Here is a 15,460-nt window from a genome sequence, read left to right as displayed (position 1 = left end):
CGGCCACGGCCATCATAGCGCGAAACGCGAAAAGACTCACCCGAACGCCTTGCGCGGGTCGAAGGCGTCGCGCACCGCTTCGCCGATGAAGATCAGCAGCGACAGCATCACGGCGACGGTGAAGAAGGCGGTGAGGCCGAGCCAGGGCGCCTGGACGTTGGCCTTGCCCTGGCCGAGCATCTCGCCGAGCGAGGGCGAGCCGGGCGGCAGGCCGAAGCCGAGGAAGTCCAGCGCCGTCAGCGTCATCACCGAGGACGACAGGATGAAGGGCAGGAAGGTGAGCGTCGCCACCATGGCGTTGGGCAAGAGGTGGCGGAACATGATCAGCGTGTTGGAGACGCCGAGCGCACGCGCCGCCTGCACGTATTCGAAGTTTCGCCCGCGCAGGAATTCCGCTCGAACCAGGCCGACCAGCGACACCCAGGAGAACAGGAGCAAAATGCCGAGCAGCACGAAGAAGCCGGGCACCAGGACCGAGGAGATGATCAGCAGCAGGTAGAGCGACGGCACCGAGGTCCAGATCTCGATGAAGCGCTGGAACAAAAGGTCGGTCCAGCCGCCGAAATAGCCCTGCACGGCGCCGGCCGCGATGCCGACCACCGACGACACGATGGTGAGGCAGAGGCCGAACAGCACCGAGAGGCGGAAGCCGTAGATCAGCCGTGCGACGACGTCGCGGCCCTGATCGTCGGTGCCGAGCCAGTTGTATTCGAGGTCGCGGCAGCCTTGGAGCCCCTTGCGCTCCACCACGGCCTTGCACTGGGCCTCGGTCAGCATCCAGGTCGGCGGCGAGGGGGCCGGGGTCGGCAGGTCGAGGTTGTGGGTGTTGTAGGAGTAGCGGATCGGCGGCCACCACATGGTGCCGCCCTTGTCGGCGATCTGCTGCTTCAGATAGGGGTCGCGATAGTCCGCCGTGGTCTCGAAGTCGCCCCCGAACGTGGTCTCGGGATAGTCGACCAGTACCGGAAAGTACCAGTGCCCGTCGTACTGGATCAGGAACGGCCGGTCGTTGGCGATCAACTCGGCGCACAGCGACAGCACGAACAGCACGAGGAAGACCCAGAGCGAGACGAAGCCGCGCCGGTTGGCCTTGAAGTTCTGCCAGCGCCGGCGGGTGATCGGCGACACGGCCAGCGGCCGCCGCTCGGGCGTGACGGCGAGCCCGGTCGGCGCCACGGCGGTGGTTTCGGGCTCGCGCCCTTCGGCCGCGGCGCGTTCGGCTGGACGGGGGGTGGCGCTGGGTGCGTCCATGTCACACCTCCCGGGTCTCGAAGTCGATGCGTGGATCGACCCAGGTGTAGGTGAGGTCGGAGATCAGGTTCACGATCAGGCCGACCAGCGAGAAGATGTAGAGGGTGGCGAACACCACGGGATAGTCGCGGTTGAGCACGCTCTCGAAGCCGAGGAGCCCCAGCCCGTCGAGCGAGAAGATCGTCTCGATCAGCAGCGCCCCGGAGAAGAACGCCGACACGAAGGCGCCCGGGAACCCGGCGATGATCAGCAGCATGGCGTTGCGGAACACGTGGCCGTAGAGCACCTGCCGCTCGGTGCAGCCCTTGGCGCGCGCCGTGAGGACGTACTGCTTGCGGATCTCGTCCAGGAACGAGTTCTTGGTCAACAGCGTCATGGTGGCGAAGGCGCCGATGCCCATCGACAGGATCGGCAGCACCAGGTGCCAGAAGTAGTCGAGGATCTTCTGCCACCAGGCGAGCCGGTCCCAGTTGTCGGAGGTCAGGCCGCGCAGCGGGAACCAGTCGAAGAACGAGCCGCCGGCGAACAGGATGATCAACAGGATGGCGAACAGGAAGCCCGGGATCGCGTAGCCGATGATGATGATGCCGGACGTCCACACGTCGAACTGCGAGCCGTCGCGCACCGCCTTGCGGATGCCGAGCGGGATCGAGATCAGGTAGGTGAGGAGCAGCATCCAGATGCCGAGCGACATCGACACCGGCAGCTTCTCCTTGATCAGGTCGATCACTCTCACGTCGCGGAAGTAGCTCTTGCCGAAGTCGAAGGTGATGTAGTTCTTCAGCATGATGTAGAAGCGCTCCCAGGCCGGCTTGTCGAAGCCGAACTGGCGCTCGAGATTCTTGATGAACTCGGGGTCGAGGCCCTGCGCGCCGCGGTATTTCGACGACGTGGCGTCCATCTGGGCGCCGCCCTGCGGCTGGCCGCGCGCCCCGAAGTCGCCGCCGGCGGAGCCGGAGATGCGCGAGGTCGCGCCGGTGTCGGAGCCCGAGATCTGGGCGATCACCCGCTCGACCGGGCCGCCCGGCGCGAACTGCACCACGACGAACGACACCAGCATGATGCCGAGCAGCGTCGGGATCATGAACAGGAGGCGGCGGACGATGTATGCGGTCATCTCTGGTGTTCGGTTCCGTTCGGTGGCCACGTCCTTCGAGACGCCCGCTGCGCGGGCTCCTCAGGACGAGGAGCAGTTCCGTCCTCGCCCCTCGTCCTGAGGTGCTCGGCCGAAGGCCGAGCCTCGAAGGGCGCGGCCCGTGCGCTCGTCTACCGGTACTCTATCCCTTCCCCTCGGTCTTCGCCGCTCTGGCGGCGTCCCACCACCAGGTCTCCGGTGCGCCGCGGGCGTAGCGCGGCTTCGTCGGCGGGCGGTCGAACACGTCCCAGTAGGCGAGCCAGTGCGACGCCTTGTACCATTGCGGCACCCAGTATCGGCCGGCCCGGATGACGCGGTCGAGCGCCCGCGCGGCGACGACGAGGTCGGCCCGGGTGTTCGCCGCGATCACCGCCTCGATCAGCTGGTCGATCACCGGGTCGGAAATGCCGGCGAGGTTCTGGGATCCCTTGAGCGCCGCCGACTGCGAGGAGAAATAGGAGCGCAGCGTGTCGCCCGGCGTGGTCGAGAAGCTGAACCGCTGGATCGTCACGTCGAAGTCGAAGGCGTCCACGCGGGCCCGGAACTGCACCGGATCGACCATGCGCAGCGTCGCGTCGATGCCGAGCACGGCGAGACTCTTGATGTAGAGCATGTGGTGCGGCTGGAAGGCCGGCTCGTCGAGCAGGAACTCGATCGTCACCGGCTCGCCGTTCGGCGCGACGCGCTTGCCGTTCTTCACCGGGTAGCCGGCCTCGAGCAGGAGCTGCGAGGCGCGCCGCAGCAGTGCGCGGTCCTGGCCCGAGCCGTCCGACACCGGCGGAACGAACGGCTCGCCGAACACCTCGTCCGGCACCTGGCCCCGAAACCGCTCCAGCAGTGCGAGCTCGGCGCCCTCCGGCCGGCCGGTCGCCATCATGTCGGAGTTCTGGAACACCGAATGGGTGCGCTGGTACGAGCCGTACATCAGCGACTTGTTGGCCCACTCGAAGTCGAAGGCGACGATCAGCGCCTCGCGCAGCTTCGGGTTCTTGAACTTGTCGCGCCGGATGTTGAGGAACCAGCCCTGCGCGCCGGAGGGTGTGTCGTCGGGCAGCACGGCCTGCTTGACGCGGCCGTCGCGGATTGCCGGAAAGTCGTAGCGGGTCGCCCAGATGCGCGACGTGAACTCCTCGCGGAACAGGTAGCTCTTCCCCGTGAAGCCCTCGAAGGCGACGTCGCGGTCGCGGTAGAACTCGTAGCGCACCGTGTCGAAATTGTACTGACCGACCGAGACCGGCAGGCCGGCCGCCCACCAGTCCTTGACCCGCTCGTACTCGATGTAACGGCCGGGCTCGAAGCGGCCGACCCTGTACGGCCCCGAGCCGAGCGGTACGTCGAGCGTCGTCTCGTCGAACGCGCGGTCGGCGTAATAGGTGCGCGAGAAGATCGGCAGGGAGGCCGCGAACAGCGGCACGTCGCGCGCACGCCCCGGCGCGAACCGCACCGTGACCAGGTCGTCGCCCTCGGCCTCGGCACCGATCATGTCGCGCAGCAGCTGCGTGATGATCGGGTGGCCCTTCTCCTTCAGCGTGGCCAGCGACCAGGCGACGTCGGGCGCCGTGATCCGGGTGCCGTCGTGGAAGCGCGCCTCGGGCCGCAGCACGAACGTGTAGGCGAGGCCGTCCGGTGCGACCCGCACGGCGCGGGCGGCGAGCCCGTACATGGCGTCCGGCTCGTCGGTGGCGCGTGCCATCAGGCTCGTCATGGTGAGCTCCATGCCGAGCGCCGCGTCGCCGCGCAGGATCCAGCTGTTCAGCGAGTTGAAGGTGAGGAAGTTCTGGTTGAACTGCCGGGTCGAGCCGATCAGCGAGAAGGTGCCGCCCTTCGGGGCGTCCGGATTGACGTAGTCGAAACGACGGAAGTCGGCCGGATACTTGAGGTCGCCGAAGGCCGAGAGCCCGTGCGTCTCGCCTGCCTCGGCGGCAGCGGTGGCCGGCCGGCCGGCGAGGCCGCTCGCGGCCGCGAGACCGGCGGCTGCGGACGTGATCAGGAACTCGCGGCGGCTCGGCCACGTGCCGGCGCTGCCTCTCCCCGCCGGCGGGGAGAGGTCCGCTCGCGGCGCAGCAGCGGGACGGGTGAGGTGGCGCTGCGGCTCCAGCTCCGAGGCCCCCTCGCCCCGATCTGGCGCCTGCGGTGCGACATTCGACCTCTCCCCGGACGCGGGGAGGGGTGCAAGGAAGAGCCCCTCGTGGCGCTCGCCCCGGCTCACGAACGGCCGCCGGTCTTGGCGGCCTTGGCCGCGTCCCACCACCAGATCGTCGGGAATGCGGAGGCGCCGTAGGTCGGCATCGTCTCGGGTCGGCCGAAGCGGTCCCAGCGCGCGGTCCGAACCTTGCCGTAGGTCCATTGCGGCACGACGTAGAAGTTCCACAGCAGCACGCGGTCGAGCGCCTTGGTGGCGGCGACCAGCTCGGCCCGATCCTTGGCGAAGATCACCTTCTCGATCAACGCGTCGACCGCCGGATTCCTGATGCCCACCGAGTTCTGCGAGCCCGGCTGGTCGGCCGCCTGCGAGCCCCAGAAGCCGCGCTGCTCGTTGCCGGGCGACAGCGACTGTCCCCAGGAGTCGACGATGATGTCGAAGTCCCAGGTGCGCATGCGGTTCTCGTACTGGGTCGGGTCGATGGTGCGCACCGACACGGCGATCCCGAGCCGCTCCAGCGACGGCTGATAGCGCAGCACCAGCCGCTCGAAGGTCTGCGACGAGAGCAGGAACTCGACCGCCATCGGCTCGCCCGTCTTGACGTTGACGAGCTTGCGGTCGCGCACCTCGTATCCGCCGAGCTTGAACAGCCGCAGCGCCTCGCGGAGATTGGCACGCACCGCCTCCGGGGAGCCGGCGACCGGGTTGGTGTAGGGCGTGGTGAACACCTCGGGCGGCACCTTGTCGCGCACCGTCTCCAGGATGGCGAGCTCCTGGCCCTGCGGCAGACCGGACGACATCAGGTCGGGCATGCCCTCGAAATAGCTGCCGATGCGCTTGTACTGGCCGAAGAACATGGCCTGGTTCATGTCTTCGAAGTCGAACGCGTAGTTGAACGCCCGCCGGACGTGGCGGTCCTTGAACTTGTCGCGCCGGGTGTTGAACGCGAAGGCCTGCATGACGCCGGAGCTGCGGATCGGGAACTCCTCCCGGATCACGCGGCCCTCCTTGACGGCCGGGAAGTCGTAGGCGGTCGCCCAGTCCTTGGCGGAGTTCTCGGTGCGCCAGTCGACCGCGTCGCCCTTGAACGCCTCGAGCGCCACCGTGGTGTCGCGGAAATACTCGTAGCGGAGCTCGTCGAAATTATCGCGGCCGACCGCGACCGGCAGGTCCTTGCCCCAGTAGTCCTTGACCCGCTCCAGCACGACGGTGCGGCCCGGCGAGAACTCCCTGATCCGATAGGCGCCGCTGCCGAGCGGCACGTCGAGCGTCGTCTGCGTGACGTCGCGCTTGCGGCCGGAGGCGTCGGTGCCCTCCCACCAGTGCTTGGGAAGGACGCGGAGCTGGCCGACGATCTGCGGCAGCTCGCGGTTGCCCGGCTGGTCGAACGTGAAGGTCACGTCGCGCTCGCCCGTCTTCTCCGCCTTGGTCACATGCCGGTAGTAGGCACCGAACTGCGGATGGTTCTTGGTGAAGGCGTCGAGCGAGAAGATGACGTCCTCGGGCGTCACGGGGCGGCCGTCGTGCCAGCGCGCGTTCGCCCGCAGCCGGTAGGTCACGGAGGCGTAGTCGGCCGGATAGGAGACGGCCTCGGCCAGCAGCCCGTACTCGGTCGAGACCTCGTCGAGGGCAGGCGTCATCAGCGTCTCGTAGGTGAAGAACACCGGGCCGGCGAGATTGCCCTTCACGCCCGAGACGACGACGTTGAAGTTGTCGAACGTGCCGATGGCGATCTGGCGCACCGTGCCACCCTTCGGGGCGGCCGGGTTCACATAGTCGAAGTGCTTGAAGTCCTGCGGGTACTTCAGCTCGCCGAAGAGCGACACGCCGTGCCGCCAGGCGCCTTTCGCGGGGGCTTCGCCGCCGCCCGTCTGGGCGAGGGCGGCCGGGGCGATCCCGGCGAGCGGGGCCAGGGCGGGCGTCGCCGCCGCGATCGCGGTCGAGCGGATCAGGTCACGGCGGGTCAGGCGCAAGGAACGTCTCCCAGGGAGGGCCTCCCGAGACAGCCTCGAGACGGCTCGACCGACGGTTCTAACCGAATATGTCGGTTTTGGGATGTGCGTCCGCCAGCCGCGGCGCGCCGAAACGGGTTAAATGTTGGCAATCTCGGCGGGTTGGACGGAGCGAGGCGCAAGGGCGAGACAGCCGAGCCCGCGAATGCCGCTCGTCCCCCGCGAAGGCGGGGATCCGGGGGCGACACGGCGAGGTGCTCCGGATGCCCGCCTGCGAGAGGGCTGGCCATCATCGTCATTCCGGGGCGCGGACCGAAAGCGCCGCGAGCCCGGACTTCACACGCCCAGTGAAAGTGGCTCACGAAAGACAGGGGCTATCGGTCCCGGGCTCGGCGCTTGCGCCGCCCCGGGACGATGGCGCGCTTCCGAAAAGCGACCCGCCTCACTGCTTTGGCGGCGCGGCCTCGGCCGGGGCGTTGGGCTGGGCGCCCTGGTTGCCGGGCTGCGGCTGGGCCGGCGGCGCCGGCTCCGGCGAGGCGGCGCCCGTGGTGGTGGGCAGCGGCTGCGGGTTGTCGGATTGCTGGTTGAGATAGACGAGGATGTCGGCCCGCTCGCTCGCCCGCGGCACCCCGGCGAACGACATCGCGGTGCCCGGGACGGCCGCCTTCGGGTTCTGGATGAAGGCGTTCAGCTCCTCGATCGTCCACGGTCCGGTCTTCGCGGCCATCGCGGCCGAATACTTGAAGCCTGCGTGCGACGCGTGCTGGCGGCCGACCACCCCCCACAGGTTGGGGCCGACCTTGTTGGCGCCGCCCTTGTTGAAGGTGTGGCAGGACTCGCACTTGCGGACCGCGCTGGCGCCGCGCTCGGCGCTCGCGGTGGCGAGCAACGCCGTGATCGGCTGCTCGGCCGGGGCCTCGGCGGCCTTCGGGGCCTCGGGGGCGCCGGCCACCGCGATGGCGTAGCCCGGCTGCTCCGGGACCGGCGCCGAAAAGATGATGCCGGCCGTGATGTTGAGGGCGACCACGCAGGCGGCGCTGAACAGCACGGCGCCGGCGATCTTGTTGACTTCGTAGGAATCCATCGCGCACGGGCTCCGGGGGCGAGAGCGTCTACGGCGGGGGTCGCCGCACGAGGTTCCGGGCAGACATAGCGGGTTTGCGAGCGACCTTGCAACACGTATAAGCGCCGCCGAAGGCCGCGGTTCGCGGCCGCGGAACGGCGCCCTCGCCGTCCCACGATCCGGCGCTTTCCCATGTCCGCAACCGACATCGTCGTTCTCGTCCCGGCCCGGCTGGCGGCGACGCGGCTCCCCGACAAGCCGCTCGCCGACATCGGCGGCAAGGCCATGATCGTGCACGTCTTCGAGCGGGCGGCGGCGGCCGGGATCGGGCCCGTCGTCGTGGCGACCGATTCGGAGCGGATCCGCGCCGCCGTCGAGGCCGCCGGCGGCCGCGCCGTGACGACCCGGGCCGACCATCCCTCCGGGTCCGACCGCATCTTCGAGGCCCTGCAGGCGATCGACCCGGACGGCCGCTTCGGGATCGTCGTCAACGTCCAGGGCGACCTGCCCACCCTCGATCCCGCCGATCTCGCCGCCGCGGTGCGGCCGCTCGACGATCCCTCGGTCGACATCGCGACCCTGGCCGCCGAGATCCGGCGCGAGGAGGAGCGGACCAACCCGAACGTCGTCAAGGTGGTCGGCAGCCCGGTCGCGGACCGGCGGTTGCGCGCCCTCTACTTCACCCGCGCGACCGCGCCGTGGGGCGACGGCCCGCTCCTCCACCACATCGGCCTCTACGCCTACCGCCGTGCCGCGCTCGCCCGCTTCGTCGCCCTGCCGCCGTCGGCCCTGGAGAAGCGCGAGAAGCTGGAGCAGCTGCGGGCACTCGAGGCCGGCCTGCGGATCGACGTGACGCTGGTGGATTCGGTGCCGCTCGGCGTCGACACCCCGGACGATCTCGCCGCCGCACGGACGATTCTCGCGGCGCCCGGTCGACACTTCGATTGACTCGCCCGCCTCCCGGCGCGAAACCCGAGGCCATCATGGACCAGAAGAAAATCGTCTTTCAGGGCGAGCCGGGCGCCAACTCGGACATCGCCTGCCGCCAAGCCTATCCCGACTTCGTGCCGATGCCGTGTCCGACCTTCGAGGACGCCTTCGTGGCGGTCTCGTCCGGCAAGGCAGCGCTCGGCATGATCCCGATCGAGAACTCGGTCGCCGGCCGGGTTGCCGACATCCACCACCTGATGCCGACCTCGCGCCTGCGCATCGTCGCCGAGTGGTTCCTGCCGATCCGCAACCAGCTCATGGCCCCGAGAGGCGCGACGCTGGACGGGCTGAAGACGGTCGAGAGCCACATCATGGCGCTCGGCCAGTGCCGCCGCTTCCTTCGCAAGATCGGCGTGGTCACCAAGGTCGCGGCCGACACGGCCGGCGCCGCCCGCATCGTCGCCGAGGCGGGCGACAGGACCCGCGGCGCCATCGCGTCGCGCCTCGCCGCCGAAATCTACGGGCTCGACATCCTGGCCGAGAACGTCGAGGACGAGGCGCATTCGACGACGCGGTTCATCGTGCTCTCGAAGGAGCCCGCCGTCGTCGAGCCGAACAACGGGCCGGTGATCACCACCTTCGTGTTCCAGGTGCGCAACATTCCGGCCGCGCTCTACAAGGCGCTCGGCGGTTTCGCCACCAACGGCATCAACATGACCAAGCTGGAAAGCTACATGGTCGAGGGCAATTTCGCCGCCACCCAGTTCTACGCCGACGTCGAGGGGCATCCGGAGGAGCGCGGCCTCAAGCTCGCGCTGGAGGAGCTCGCCTTCTTCACCCAGCCGAAATCGCTCAAGATTCTCGGCGTCTATCCGGCGCACCCGATCCGCGCTACGTTCGCCAAACGGTCGCAGCCGGAGGTCGCTGCGACCTGAGCGGGGGCGGGCGATGGCGGCGACCGGCGGGAGCGTGCGGAGAATCCTGTTTCTCAAGGTGACGCTGCCCTCGGCGGATCCCGCCTATGTGCGCTCCGTCGTGCAGGCGACGGCGCCGTTCTACGGGCTGCTGGGCGGCACCTCGACGCGACTCCTGCGCAATGTCGACGATCCCGCCCAGTTCATCCAGGAGATCGCCTACGAGACCCCGGAGGCGATGGAGATGAGCCGCCAGCGCATCGCCGGCGACCTGCGCATCCAGAGCTTCCTGCAGGCGTGGCGCCAGGTGCTCGGCGGCGCCGTCCAGCTCGACGTGTACGAGGATCTGACGGCGGAATGGTGAGGGCGGCGCCTTGGAGCCGCTGCGCGCCGACCTCGGACCGAGTCGACGAATGACGACGAAGCGCGGATTGGCCCCGCGGCCGATCCACCACGCCTTGGCGATCGCACGGCGCCGGCGGCTCCGGGAGGCCGGCGTGATCCAACGGAACTCCTTTGAACCGGCGCGCCGGCGCACCGCTTCGGCGGGAGGCTTGCGAGCCCCGGTGCGCCTCAACTCTGTGAGAAGACCGGGCTAGTCTTTCTTGTGACCTTCTTGTGGCCCACGCCGCGCGACGATCGCGCCGACCTCGGCCGCGAGATCTCGGCGCCGCGCTCGCCCGAGCGCCGCCGCTCCGGCGGCGACAGCGCCGTTGCCGCCCAATCGCTGATGAGGTCGCCGAGGATGCGGAACTCGTCGGCCCGTACGGATTGCTTTCGCCAGACGAGGCCGATCCTGCGCGCGTGCGCGCCGTCCGCCAGCGGGCAGATCGCCACTGAGTCGCCGTGAAGGATGCCGGCGCGGATCGCCAGTTCCGGCAGCAGCGTCGCGCCGAGGTCGGCCGCCACCATGGCCACCAGTGTGTGGAGACTGGTCGCCGAGAACGTCGTCTGGGCCAATTTCGGCAGTGCCGCGAGCAGCGGCAGGGCGTGGCTGTGCAGGCAATGGTCCCGTTCCAGGAGCATCAAGCCCTCGTCCGCCAGATCGGCCTCGCCGATGCTCGGCATGGCGGCCAGACGGTGGCGCCGATGACAGGCGAACCAATACGGGTCGTCGAACAAGGGCAGGGCTTCGAATCCCTCGGTGACGTACGGAAACGCGATCAAACCCAGATCGAGCCGGCCGTCACCGAGGCGGTCTAGGATCGCGTTGGTCTTGTCCTCGCGAAGGATGAGCTTGAGATCGGGGTAGTGCCGGCCGATGTGCGGAAGCAGTTCCGGCAGCAGGAACGGACCGATGGTGGGAATGACGCCGAGCTCCAGCTGGCCGGTCAACGGCCTGGTGGCGCTCGCCCCGATGCTCACCAGCGCCTCGGCGTCGCGCAGCAACGCATGCGCGCGTTCGACGATGCGACGCCCGATCGGCGTGATCAGAACGGAGCGCTTGGTGCGTTCCGCGACGGTCACGCCGAGGATCGCCTCCAGTTCGCGGATTCCGGCACTGAGTGTCGACTGGGTGACGGCGCAGGCGTCGGCGGCGCGGCCGAAATGGAGATGTTCCGCCAGCGAGACCAGGTAACGCAGTTGGCGCAGATTGGGCAGCGGCTTCATGTTGATCGCCTCTCTCGATCACAGAAGCCGGAATTGTTCGTTTCTGCAACTGCGCACAGGTCCGTAGGGTGCGTCTACCGAACAGGGAATTCCAAGAGGTTCTCCGATGAGTTGTGATGCCGCCTCCACCGTGGCTCCGGCCGCCGCGACCGCCGCCGTGGCTCCGGCCGTCGCTGTCCCCCGGTCCACGCAGGCCCAACCCCCCGTGGTCGCGTCGCTGCCGCGCATGAATGCGCCAGCTCCCGACTTCAATGCCATGACCACCCATGGACCCCGGTCGCTCGCCGACTATCGCGGCAAGTGGCTGGTGCTGTTCTCTCATCCGGCGGACTTCACGCCGGTCTGCACCACCGAGTTCATCGCCTTCGCCAGGTCGGCGCCGGCGTTCGACGCTCTCGGTTGTGCGTTGCTTGGGCTCTCCATCGACAGCATCTTTTCGCATGTCGCCTGGGTGCGCAGCGTCAAGGAAAAGTTCGACGTCGAGATTCCGTTTCCGATCATCGAGGATCTGTCGATGCGGGTGGCGAACGCCTATGGAATGATTCATCCCGGCGCTTCGGACACTTCGGCAGTGCGCACGACCTTCGTCATCGATCCGAACGGCATCCTGCGCGCGATGATCTATTATCCCATGACCAACGGCCGCAGCGTCGCCGAGATTCTGCGGCTGGTGAGGGCGTTGCAGACCAGTGTCGCGAACGGCGTGGCGACTCCCGAAGGCTGGCAACCCGGCGACAAGGTTCTGCTCGGCGCGCCGACCACCACGGAGGCGGCGGAGAGGCGCATGCACGAGGGGCTCGACACCGCCGACTGGTATTTCTCGCTCAAGACGCTCGACTGATCCCGATCTCTGTCGATTCGATCCGTCGTTCCGGGGGGCGCCGAAAGCGCCCCCCGTGGCGTTTTCGGCGAAGCACCGGCGCTTCGCGGCGGTGGCGGGCGAGCGCACGGGGCGGCGGTCCTGCTCATCGGCGAGGGTCCCGCCGGTGCCGCCGCCATCCGCGGCGACGAAGGTGCCGGCAGAGTGGCATCGCCCCATTCGCCGCAGCGCGGTCGCCAGCAATGCTGCGCGTCGTCCCGGTCGTGGACGACGTCGGGGACGCGGCTGATCGACGCCTGCTGAGCTACTCCGCGGCCAGCGCGGCGGCGAGCTTCTCCGGGCCGGCGAACAGGAGGCCGGCGTCGAGGAGCCGCGTCCCGGCGTCGCCGCCCAGCACCAGGGCTGGAACGCCCTGCGCCCCCACCGCCTGCATCAGGGCCCGGGCGCCGGCGATCCGCTCGTCGTTGAATGCCGACAGGACCGCGGTCGGCGCCGTGACCAGCCGGGCGGCCTCGGCGAGGCCGAGGCCGGCCAGGATGTCCGCCAGCACGGCCGTGGCAGTGACGTCGCGGCCGTCGACATAGCGGGCCGACTGGATGGCGGCGAGCGCGTCGATCTCGCGCGCCGGCGCCGTCATGGCGACGGCGCCGAGCGCCAGCGTCGCCGGGCCGGAATCGAAGCGGCGGACGCGGTCGGACAGCACGGAGTCGCGATACGCGTCGGTGAAGGGCTGCCCGGTCAGCTTCGCGATGCGCTGGTCGTTCGACCAGGCATAGTCCGCGAAGGCGTCGGTCATGGCCCGGCTGCCGGGCCCGGCGAACAGGCCGGTCGGCCGCACGGCGAGGGCGACGTCCGGCCGCGCGGCGAGGCGGCGCAGGGCCGGGGCGGCGCCGTAGCACCAGCCGCACAGCGGGTCGAACAGGCAGGTGAGCGGGCGGGGGCTCATGGCGGGGCTCCTTCGGGGCGGTGGCGGACACCACCGGCGGGGGCAGGACGTCCGAAAGGGCGCTTCCAGGCAGGGCAGTCTTCTTGGGGACCGCGCGCCGCGCGGCGCGTCGGGAAAAGCGAAGCCCGGCGCGAGGATCGCCCTCGGCCGGGCTTCGGATCGTCTGGCCGGTCGCCCGGCGTGTCGCCTCAGGCCGCCTTCTTCTTCGGCTCGAGCAGGCCGCGCTTGAGCAGGCACTCGGCGATCTGCACGGCGTTGAGGGCGGCGCCCTTGCGCAGGTTGTCGGAGACGCACCACAGCACGAGGCCGTTCTCCACCGTCGCGTCCTCGCGGATGCGGCTGATATAGGTCGCGTCCTCGCCGGCCGCCTCGTAGGGCGTCACGTAGCCGCCCGGCTCGCGCTTGTCGATGACCAGACAGCCCGGCGCGGTCGACAGGATCTGCCGCGCCTCGTCGGGCGTGATCGGCTTCTCGAACTCGATGTTCACGGCCTCGGAGTGGCTGACGAAGACCGGCACCCGCACGCAGGTCGCGGTGAGCTTGATCTTCGGGTCGAGAATCTTCTTCGTCTCGGCCATCATCTTCCACTCTTCCTTCGTGTACCCGTCCTCCATGAACACGTCGATCTGGGGGATCAGGTTGAAGGCGATCCGCTTCGGGAACTTCTTCACCTGCATCTCGTCGAGGGTGAAGACCGACTTGGTCTGCGCGAACAGCTCGTCCATCGCGTCCTTGCCGGCGCCCGACACCGACTGATAGGTCGACACGACGACGCGCTTGATCACGGCGTGGTCGTGCAGCGGCTTCAGCGCCACGACGAGCTGCGCGGTCGAGCAGTTCGGGTTGGCGATGATGTTCTTCTTGCGGAAGTCGGCCACCGCGTCGGCGTTCACCTCGGGCACGATCAGCGGCACGTCGGCGTCGTAGCGCCAGGCCGACGAGTTGTCGATCACGACGGCGCCCTGGGCGCCGATCCTCGGCGACCACTCCTTCGACACCGAGCCGCCCGCCGACATCAGGCAGATGTCGACGTCCGTGAAGTCGTAGTGCTCGAGGGCTTTGACCTTCAGGGTTTTGTCGCCGTAGGAGACCTCGACGCCCTGGCTCCGCCGGGACGCGATCGCAACCACCTCGTCGGCCGGGAACTGCCGCTCGGCGAGGATCTCCAGCATCGCGCGGCCCACATTGCCCGTGGCGCCGACGACAGCGACCTTGTAACCCATAGTTTACTCCCAGGATTAATATCCCTCGGTCTCGTTCCGGGAGACACGAAAGCGCAACCGCTTCTAGGCGAGAACGGCGGGCGAGACAACGCATGGCTCGGCCGCGATCCGGCGATGGGTGCGCGGAGGCCCGATATAGGCTTTGGCGCGTTTCATGACCACCCCGTTTCTCGGCCACGACAGCTCCGGCCGCTCGCCGCTCACCGCGGCCGTCTCGACGGTCGGCATCCTCGTCCGATACTCGTTCTATCTGGTCGGCGCCCTGGTGCTCGGCCTGATCGGCCTCGCCATCCTGCGGGTGTCGAGCTATCAGCTCACCCGGACCGAGGACGCCGCCGCCTTCCGCGTCGCCGTCCCGTCGCTCGACCGCCTCGGCACGCGCGGCATGGTGGTGGCGAGCCGTGGCATCGGCCGGGTCGACCTGCGCCAGTACGGCCAGGTCCACGGCCGCGACCAGGACCTCACGGTCGCGCTGGTCCTGCCCCCGGCGAACTGGCTCGGCGAGACCGATATCCCCCGCGAGATCAGCAGCATGCCGGTGCCGCGCCAGGTCTCGGGCCGGTTCGGCCAGAGCTTCTGGGATCTGGAGACCCGGTTCGGGGAGGTGCGTGCCGTCGATGCCGTCTTCTACGCCGACGGCCTGCGCAAGCAGTGCCTCGCCTTCCTCAGCCGGTTCACCACCTCGGCCGTCTACCTCAAGGGCTGGTACTGCGAGGCGGACGGCGCCCGGCCGTCGCCCCATCACGTCGCCTGCCTGCTCGACGGACTCGTGCCGGAGCGGCCGCTGCCGTCCCGCGAGGCCGATGCCTTCGTGCGGGCCGGGGCGGCGAGGGGGCCGGTCTGCGCGGCCGCGCCGGTGGTCCAGACGTCGGATCCGCGCGGCCCCGACCCGGCCGTCGCCCGCAAGGCCAGCCCCTACGCGCCGCGGCGGAACTACTAGGCCGCCCGGCAGAATCCCGCCGGGTGCAGCAGTGGCGCCACAGGTAGGCGAGAAGTCGACAGGAACCCGGCGTTAACGCGGTCGTTGCCTTGTCGTGCTACCGGAATCGACGGTAAGAACGATATTCGCGTTCGAAACGCTTGCGAGGATCCGATGCGCCCGATGACCTTCGTCGCCTGCGCTGCCGCCGCCGGGCTTCTGTCCGTGCTGTTCTCCGCGCCGGAGGCGGAGGCCGCGACCAAGCGGCGCCAGGCCCGGACCTACGACATCGTGGCCGACTACAACGGCCGGCCGTCGTCGCGGATCACGGTGCGCAAGCGCTCGTTCCTGGATCCCGGCCGCGAGCCGCTGCCCAACAGCCAGCACTACCACGACTACGCGCTGTCGCCGTCCTACACGATCTTCCCGCAGTGGATGGACAACAACGCCTTCCCGGGCTCGTGGTCGCGCTCGCCGCTGCCCGGCCAGTTCGACATCCCGGGCTACTCTCGGTACTGAGCCGCGGCCTATCTCACCTCTCCCCTGCGGGGAG

13 protein-coding genes and 1 pseudogene are annotated in these 15,460 nt (G+C 69.2%); 6 read left to right on the top strand and 8 right to left on the bottom strand.

Annotated features, from left to right (window positions below):
* Positions 1-36 precede the first annotated feature (36 nt).
* The 5 genes and pseudogenes from J2S22_RS07820 to J2S22_RS07800 form a co-directional block, all read right to left on the bottom strand.
* Positions 37-1,251: an ABC transporter permease gene (locus tag J2S22_RS07820; protein WP_272776625.1), complete on the bottom strand. Its 1,215-nt coding sequence runs from the start codon at positions 1,249-1,251 to the stop codon at positions 37-39.
* A gap of 1 nt (position 1,252) precedes the next feature.
* Positions 1,253-2,368, bottom strand: coding sequence for a microcin C ABC transporter permease YejB (locus tag J2S22_RS07815; protein ID WP_272776626.1), 1,116 nt, complete (start codon positions 2,366-2,368; stop codon positions 1,253-1,255).
* Positions 2,369-2,528: 160 nt separating this feature from the next.
* The gene (locus J2S22_RS07810) at positions 2,529-4,376 is read right to left on the bottom strand and encodes an extracellular solute-binding protein (protein ID WP_272776682.1); all 1,848 of its coding nucleotides are present in this window, start codon (positions 4,374-4,376) and stop codon (positions 2,529-2,531) included.
* 215 nt (positions 4,377-4,591) lie between these two features.
* Entirely contained in the window at positions 4,592-6,502 is a 1,911-nt protein-coding gene (locus J2S22_RS07805; protein WP_272776627.1) for an extracellular solute-binding protein, read from the bottom strand.
* 529 nt (positions 6,503-7,031) lie between these two features.
* Positions 7,032-7,565: pseudogene (locus J2S22_RS07800) on the bottom strand (c-type cytochrome); the annotation flags it as partial.
* 171 nt (positions 7,566-7,736) lie between these two features.
* Between J2S22_RS07800 and J2S22_RS07795 the strand changes: the two are divergent.
* From J2S22_RS07795 to J2S22_RS07785, 3 genes are read left to right on the top strand one after another with little or no spacing between them, the layout of a single operon-like run.
* Positions 7,737-8,492 (top strand): 3-deoxy-manno-octulosonate cytidylyltransferase, encoded by a 756-nt coding sequence (locus tag J2S22_RS07795; protein WP_272776628.1) that lies wholly within the window; start codon positions 7,737-7,739, stop codon positions 8,490-8,492.
* 35 nt (positions 8,493-8,527) lie between these two features.
* Complete coding sequence (locus tag J2S22_RS07790) at positions 8,528-9,409, top strand: prephenate dehydratase (protein WP_272776629.1); 882 nt, start codon at positions 8,528-8,530, stop codon at positions 9,407-9,409.
* 13 nt (positions 9,410-9,422) lie between these two features.
* On the top strand, positions 9,423-9,752 hold the full coding sequence (locus J2S22_RS07785) for a BTB/POZ domain-containing protein (RefSeq protein ID WP_272776630.1): 330 nt from the start codon (positions 9,423-9,425) through the stop codon (positions 9,750-9,752).
* A 209-nt stretch (positions 9,753-9,961) separates the two neighbouring features.
* On the opposite strand, the gene J2S22_RS07780 is transcribed toward J2S22_RS07785, so the two are convergent.
* The gene (locus tag J2S22_RS07780; RefSeq protein WP_272776631.1) at positions 9,962-10,999 is read right to left on the bottom strand and encodes a hydrogen peroxide-inducible genes activator; all 1,038 of its coding nucleotides are present in this window, start codon (positions 10,997-10,999) and stop codon (positions 9,962-9,964) included.
* 226 nt (positions 11,000-11,225) lie between these two features.
* Here J2S22_RS07780 and J2S22_RS07775 point away from each other — a divergent pair, with 226 nt between their 5' ends.
* Positions 11,226-11,840 carry a peroxiredoxin gene (locus J2S22_RS07775; protein ID WP_272776683.1) on the top strand — a complete coding sequence of 205 codons (615 nt, stop codon included), beginning with the start codon at positions 11,226-11,228 and terminating at the stop codon, positions 11,838-11,840.
* 283 nt (positions 11,841-12,123) lie between these two features.
* Here J2S22_RS07775 and J2S22_RS07770 read toward each other — a convergent pair whose 3' ends face one another.
* Positions 12,124-12,765: a DsbA family protein gene (locus J2S22_RS07770; RefSeq protein WP_272776632.1), complete on the bottom strand. Its 642-nt coding sequence runs from the start codon at positions 12,763-12,765 to the stop codon at positions 12,124-12,126.
* Positions 12,766-12,953: 188 nt separating this feature from the next.
* On the bottom strand, positions 12,954-13,988 hold the full coding sequence (locus J2S22_RS07765; protein WP_272776633.1) for an aspartate-semialdehyde dehydrogenase: 1,035 nt from the start codon (positions 13,986-13,988) through the stop codon (positions 12,954-12,956).
* Positions 13,989-14,142: 154 nt separating this feature from the next.
* Here J2S22_RS07765 and J2S22_RS07760 point away from each other — a divergent pair, with 154 nt between their 5' ends.
* Entirely contained in the window at positions 14,143-14,928 is a 786-nt protein-coding gene (locus J2S22_RS07760; RefSeq protein WP_272776634.1) for a hypothetical protein, read from the top strand.
* A gap of 153 nt (positions 14,929-15,081) precedes the next feature.
* A complete protein-coding gene (locus J2S22_RS07755) occupies positions 15,082-15,426 on the top strand; it encodes a hypothetical protein (protein ID WP_272776635.1) in 345 nt (114 codons plus the stop codon).
* Positions 15,427-15,460: the final 34 nt, after the last annotated feature.

It is taken from the genome of Rhodoplanes tepidamans (assembly GCF_030813915.1).
Taxonomy (GTDB): domain Bacteria; phylum Pseudomonadota; class Alphaproteobacteria; order Rhizobiales; family Xanthobacteraceae; genus Rhodoplanes; species Rhodoplanes tepidamans.
The sequence above is the reverse complement of the archived record's forward strand: the minus strand, read 5'-3'. Positions and strand labels throughout refer to the sequence as shown.

Excerpts from the sequence above, each read along its gene's own strand:
- J2S22_RS07775 (WP_272776683.1), top strand. The coding sequence starts at position 11,226 with ATGAATGCGCCAGCTCCCGACTTCAATGCCATGACCACCCATGGACCC.
- J2S22_RS07760 (WP_272776634.1), top strand. The coding sequence starts at position 14,143 with ATGACCACCCCGTTTCTCGGCCACGACAGCTCCGGCCGCTCGCCGCTC.
- J2S22_RS07815 (WP_272776626.1), bottom strand. The coding sequence starts at position 2,368 with ATGACCGCATACATCGTCCGCCGCCTCCTGTTCATGATCCCGACGCTG.
- J2S22_RS07820 (WP_272776625.1), bottom strand. The coding sequence starts at position 1,251 with ATGGACGCACCCAGCGCCACCCCCCGTCCAGCCGAACGCGCCGCGGCC.
- J2S22_RS07755 (WP_272776635.1), top strand. The coding sequence starts at position 15,082 with ATGCGCCCGATGACCTTCGTCGCCTGCGCTGCCGCCGCCGGGCTTCTG.
- J2S22_RS07770 (WP_272776632.1), bottom strand. The coding sequence starts at position 12,765 with ATGAGCCCCCGCCCGCTCACCTGCCTGTTCGACCCGCTGTGCGGCTGG.
- J2S22_RS07765 (WP_272776633.1), bottom strand. The coding sequence starts at position 13,988 with ATGGGTTACAAGGTCGCTGTCGTCGGCGCCACGGGCAATGTGGGCCGC.
- J2S22_RS07795 (WP_272776628.1), top strand. The coding sequence starts at position 7,737 with ATGTCCGCAACCGACATCGTCGTTCTCGTCCCGGCCCGGCTGGCGGCG.
- J2S22_RS07785 (WP_272776630.1), top strand. The coding sequence starts at position 9,423 with ATGGCGGCGACCGGCGGGAGCGTGCGGAGAATCCTGTTTCTCAAGGTG.
- J2S22_RS07780 (WP_272776631.1), bottom strand. The coding sequence starts at position 10,999 with ATGAAGCCGCTGCCCAATCTGCGCCAACTGCGTTACCTGGTCTCGCTG.
- J2S22_RS07790 (WP_272776629.1), top strand. The coding sequence starts at position 8,528 with ATGGACCAGAAGAAAATCGTCTTTCAGGGCGAGCCGGGCGCCAACTCG.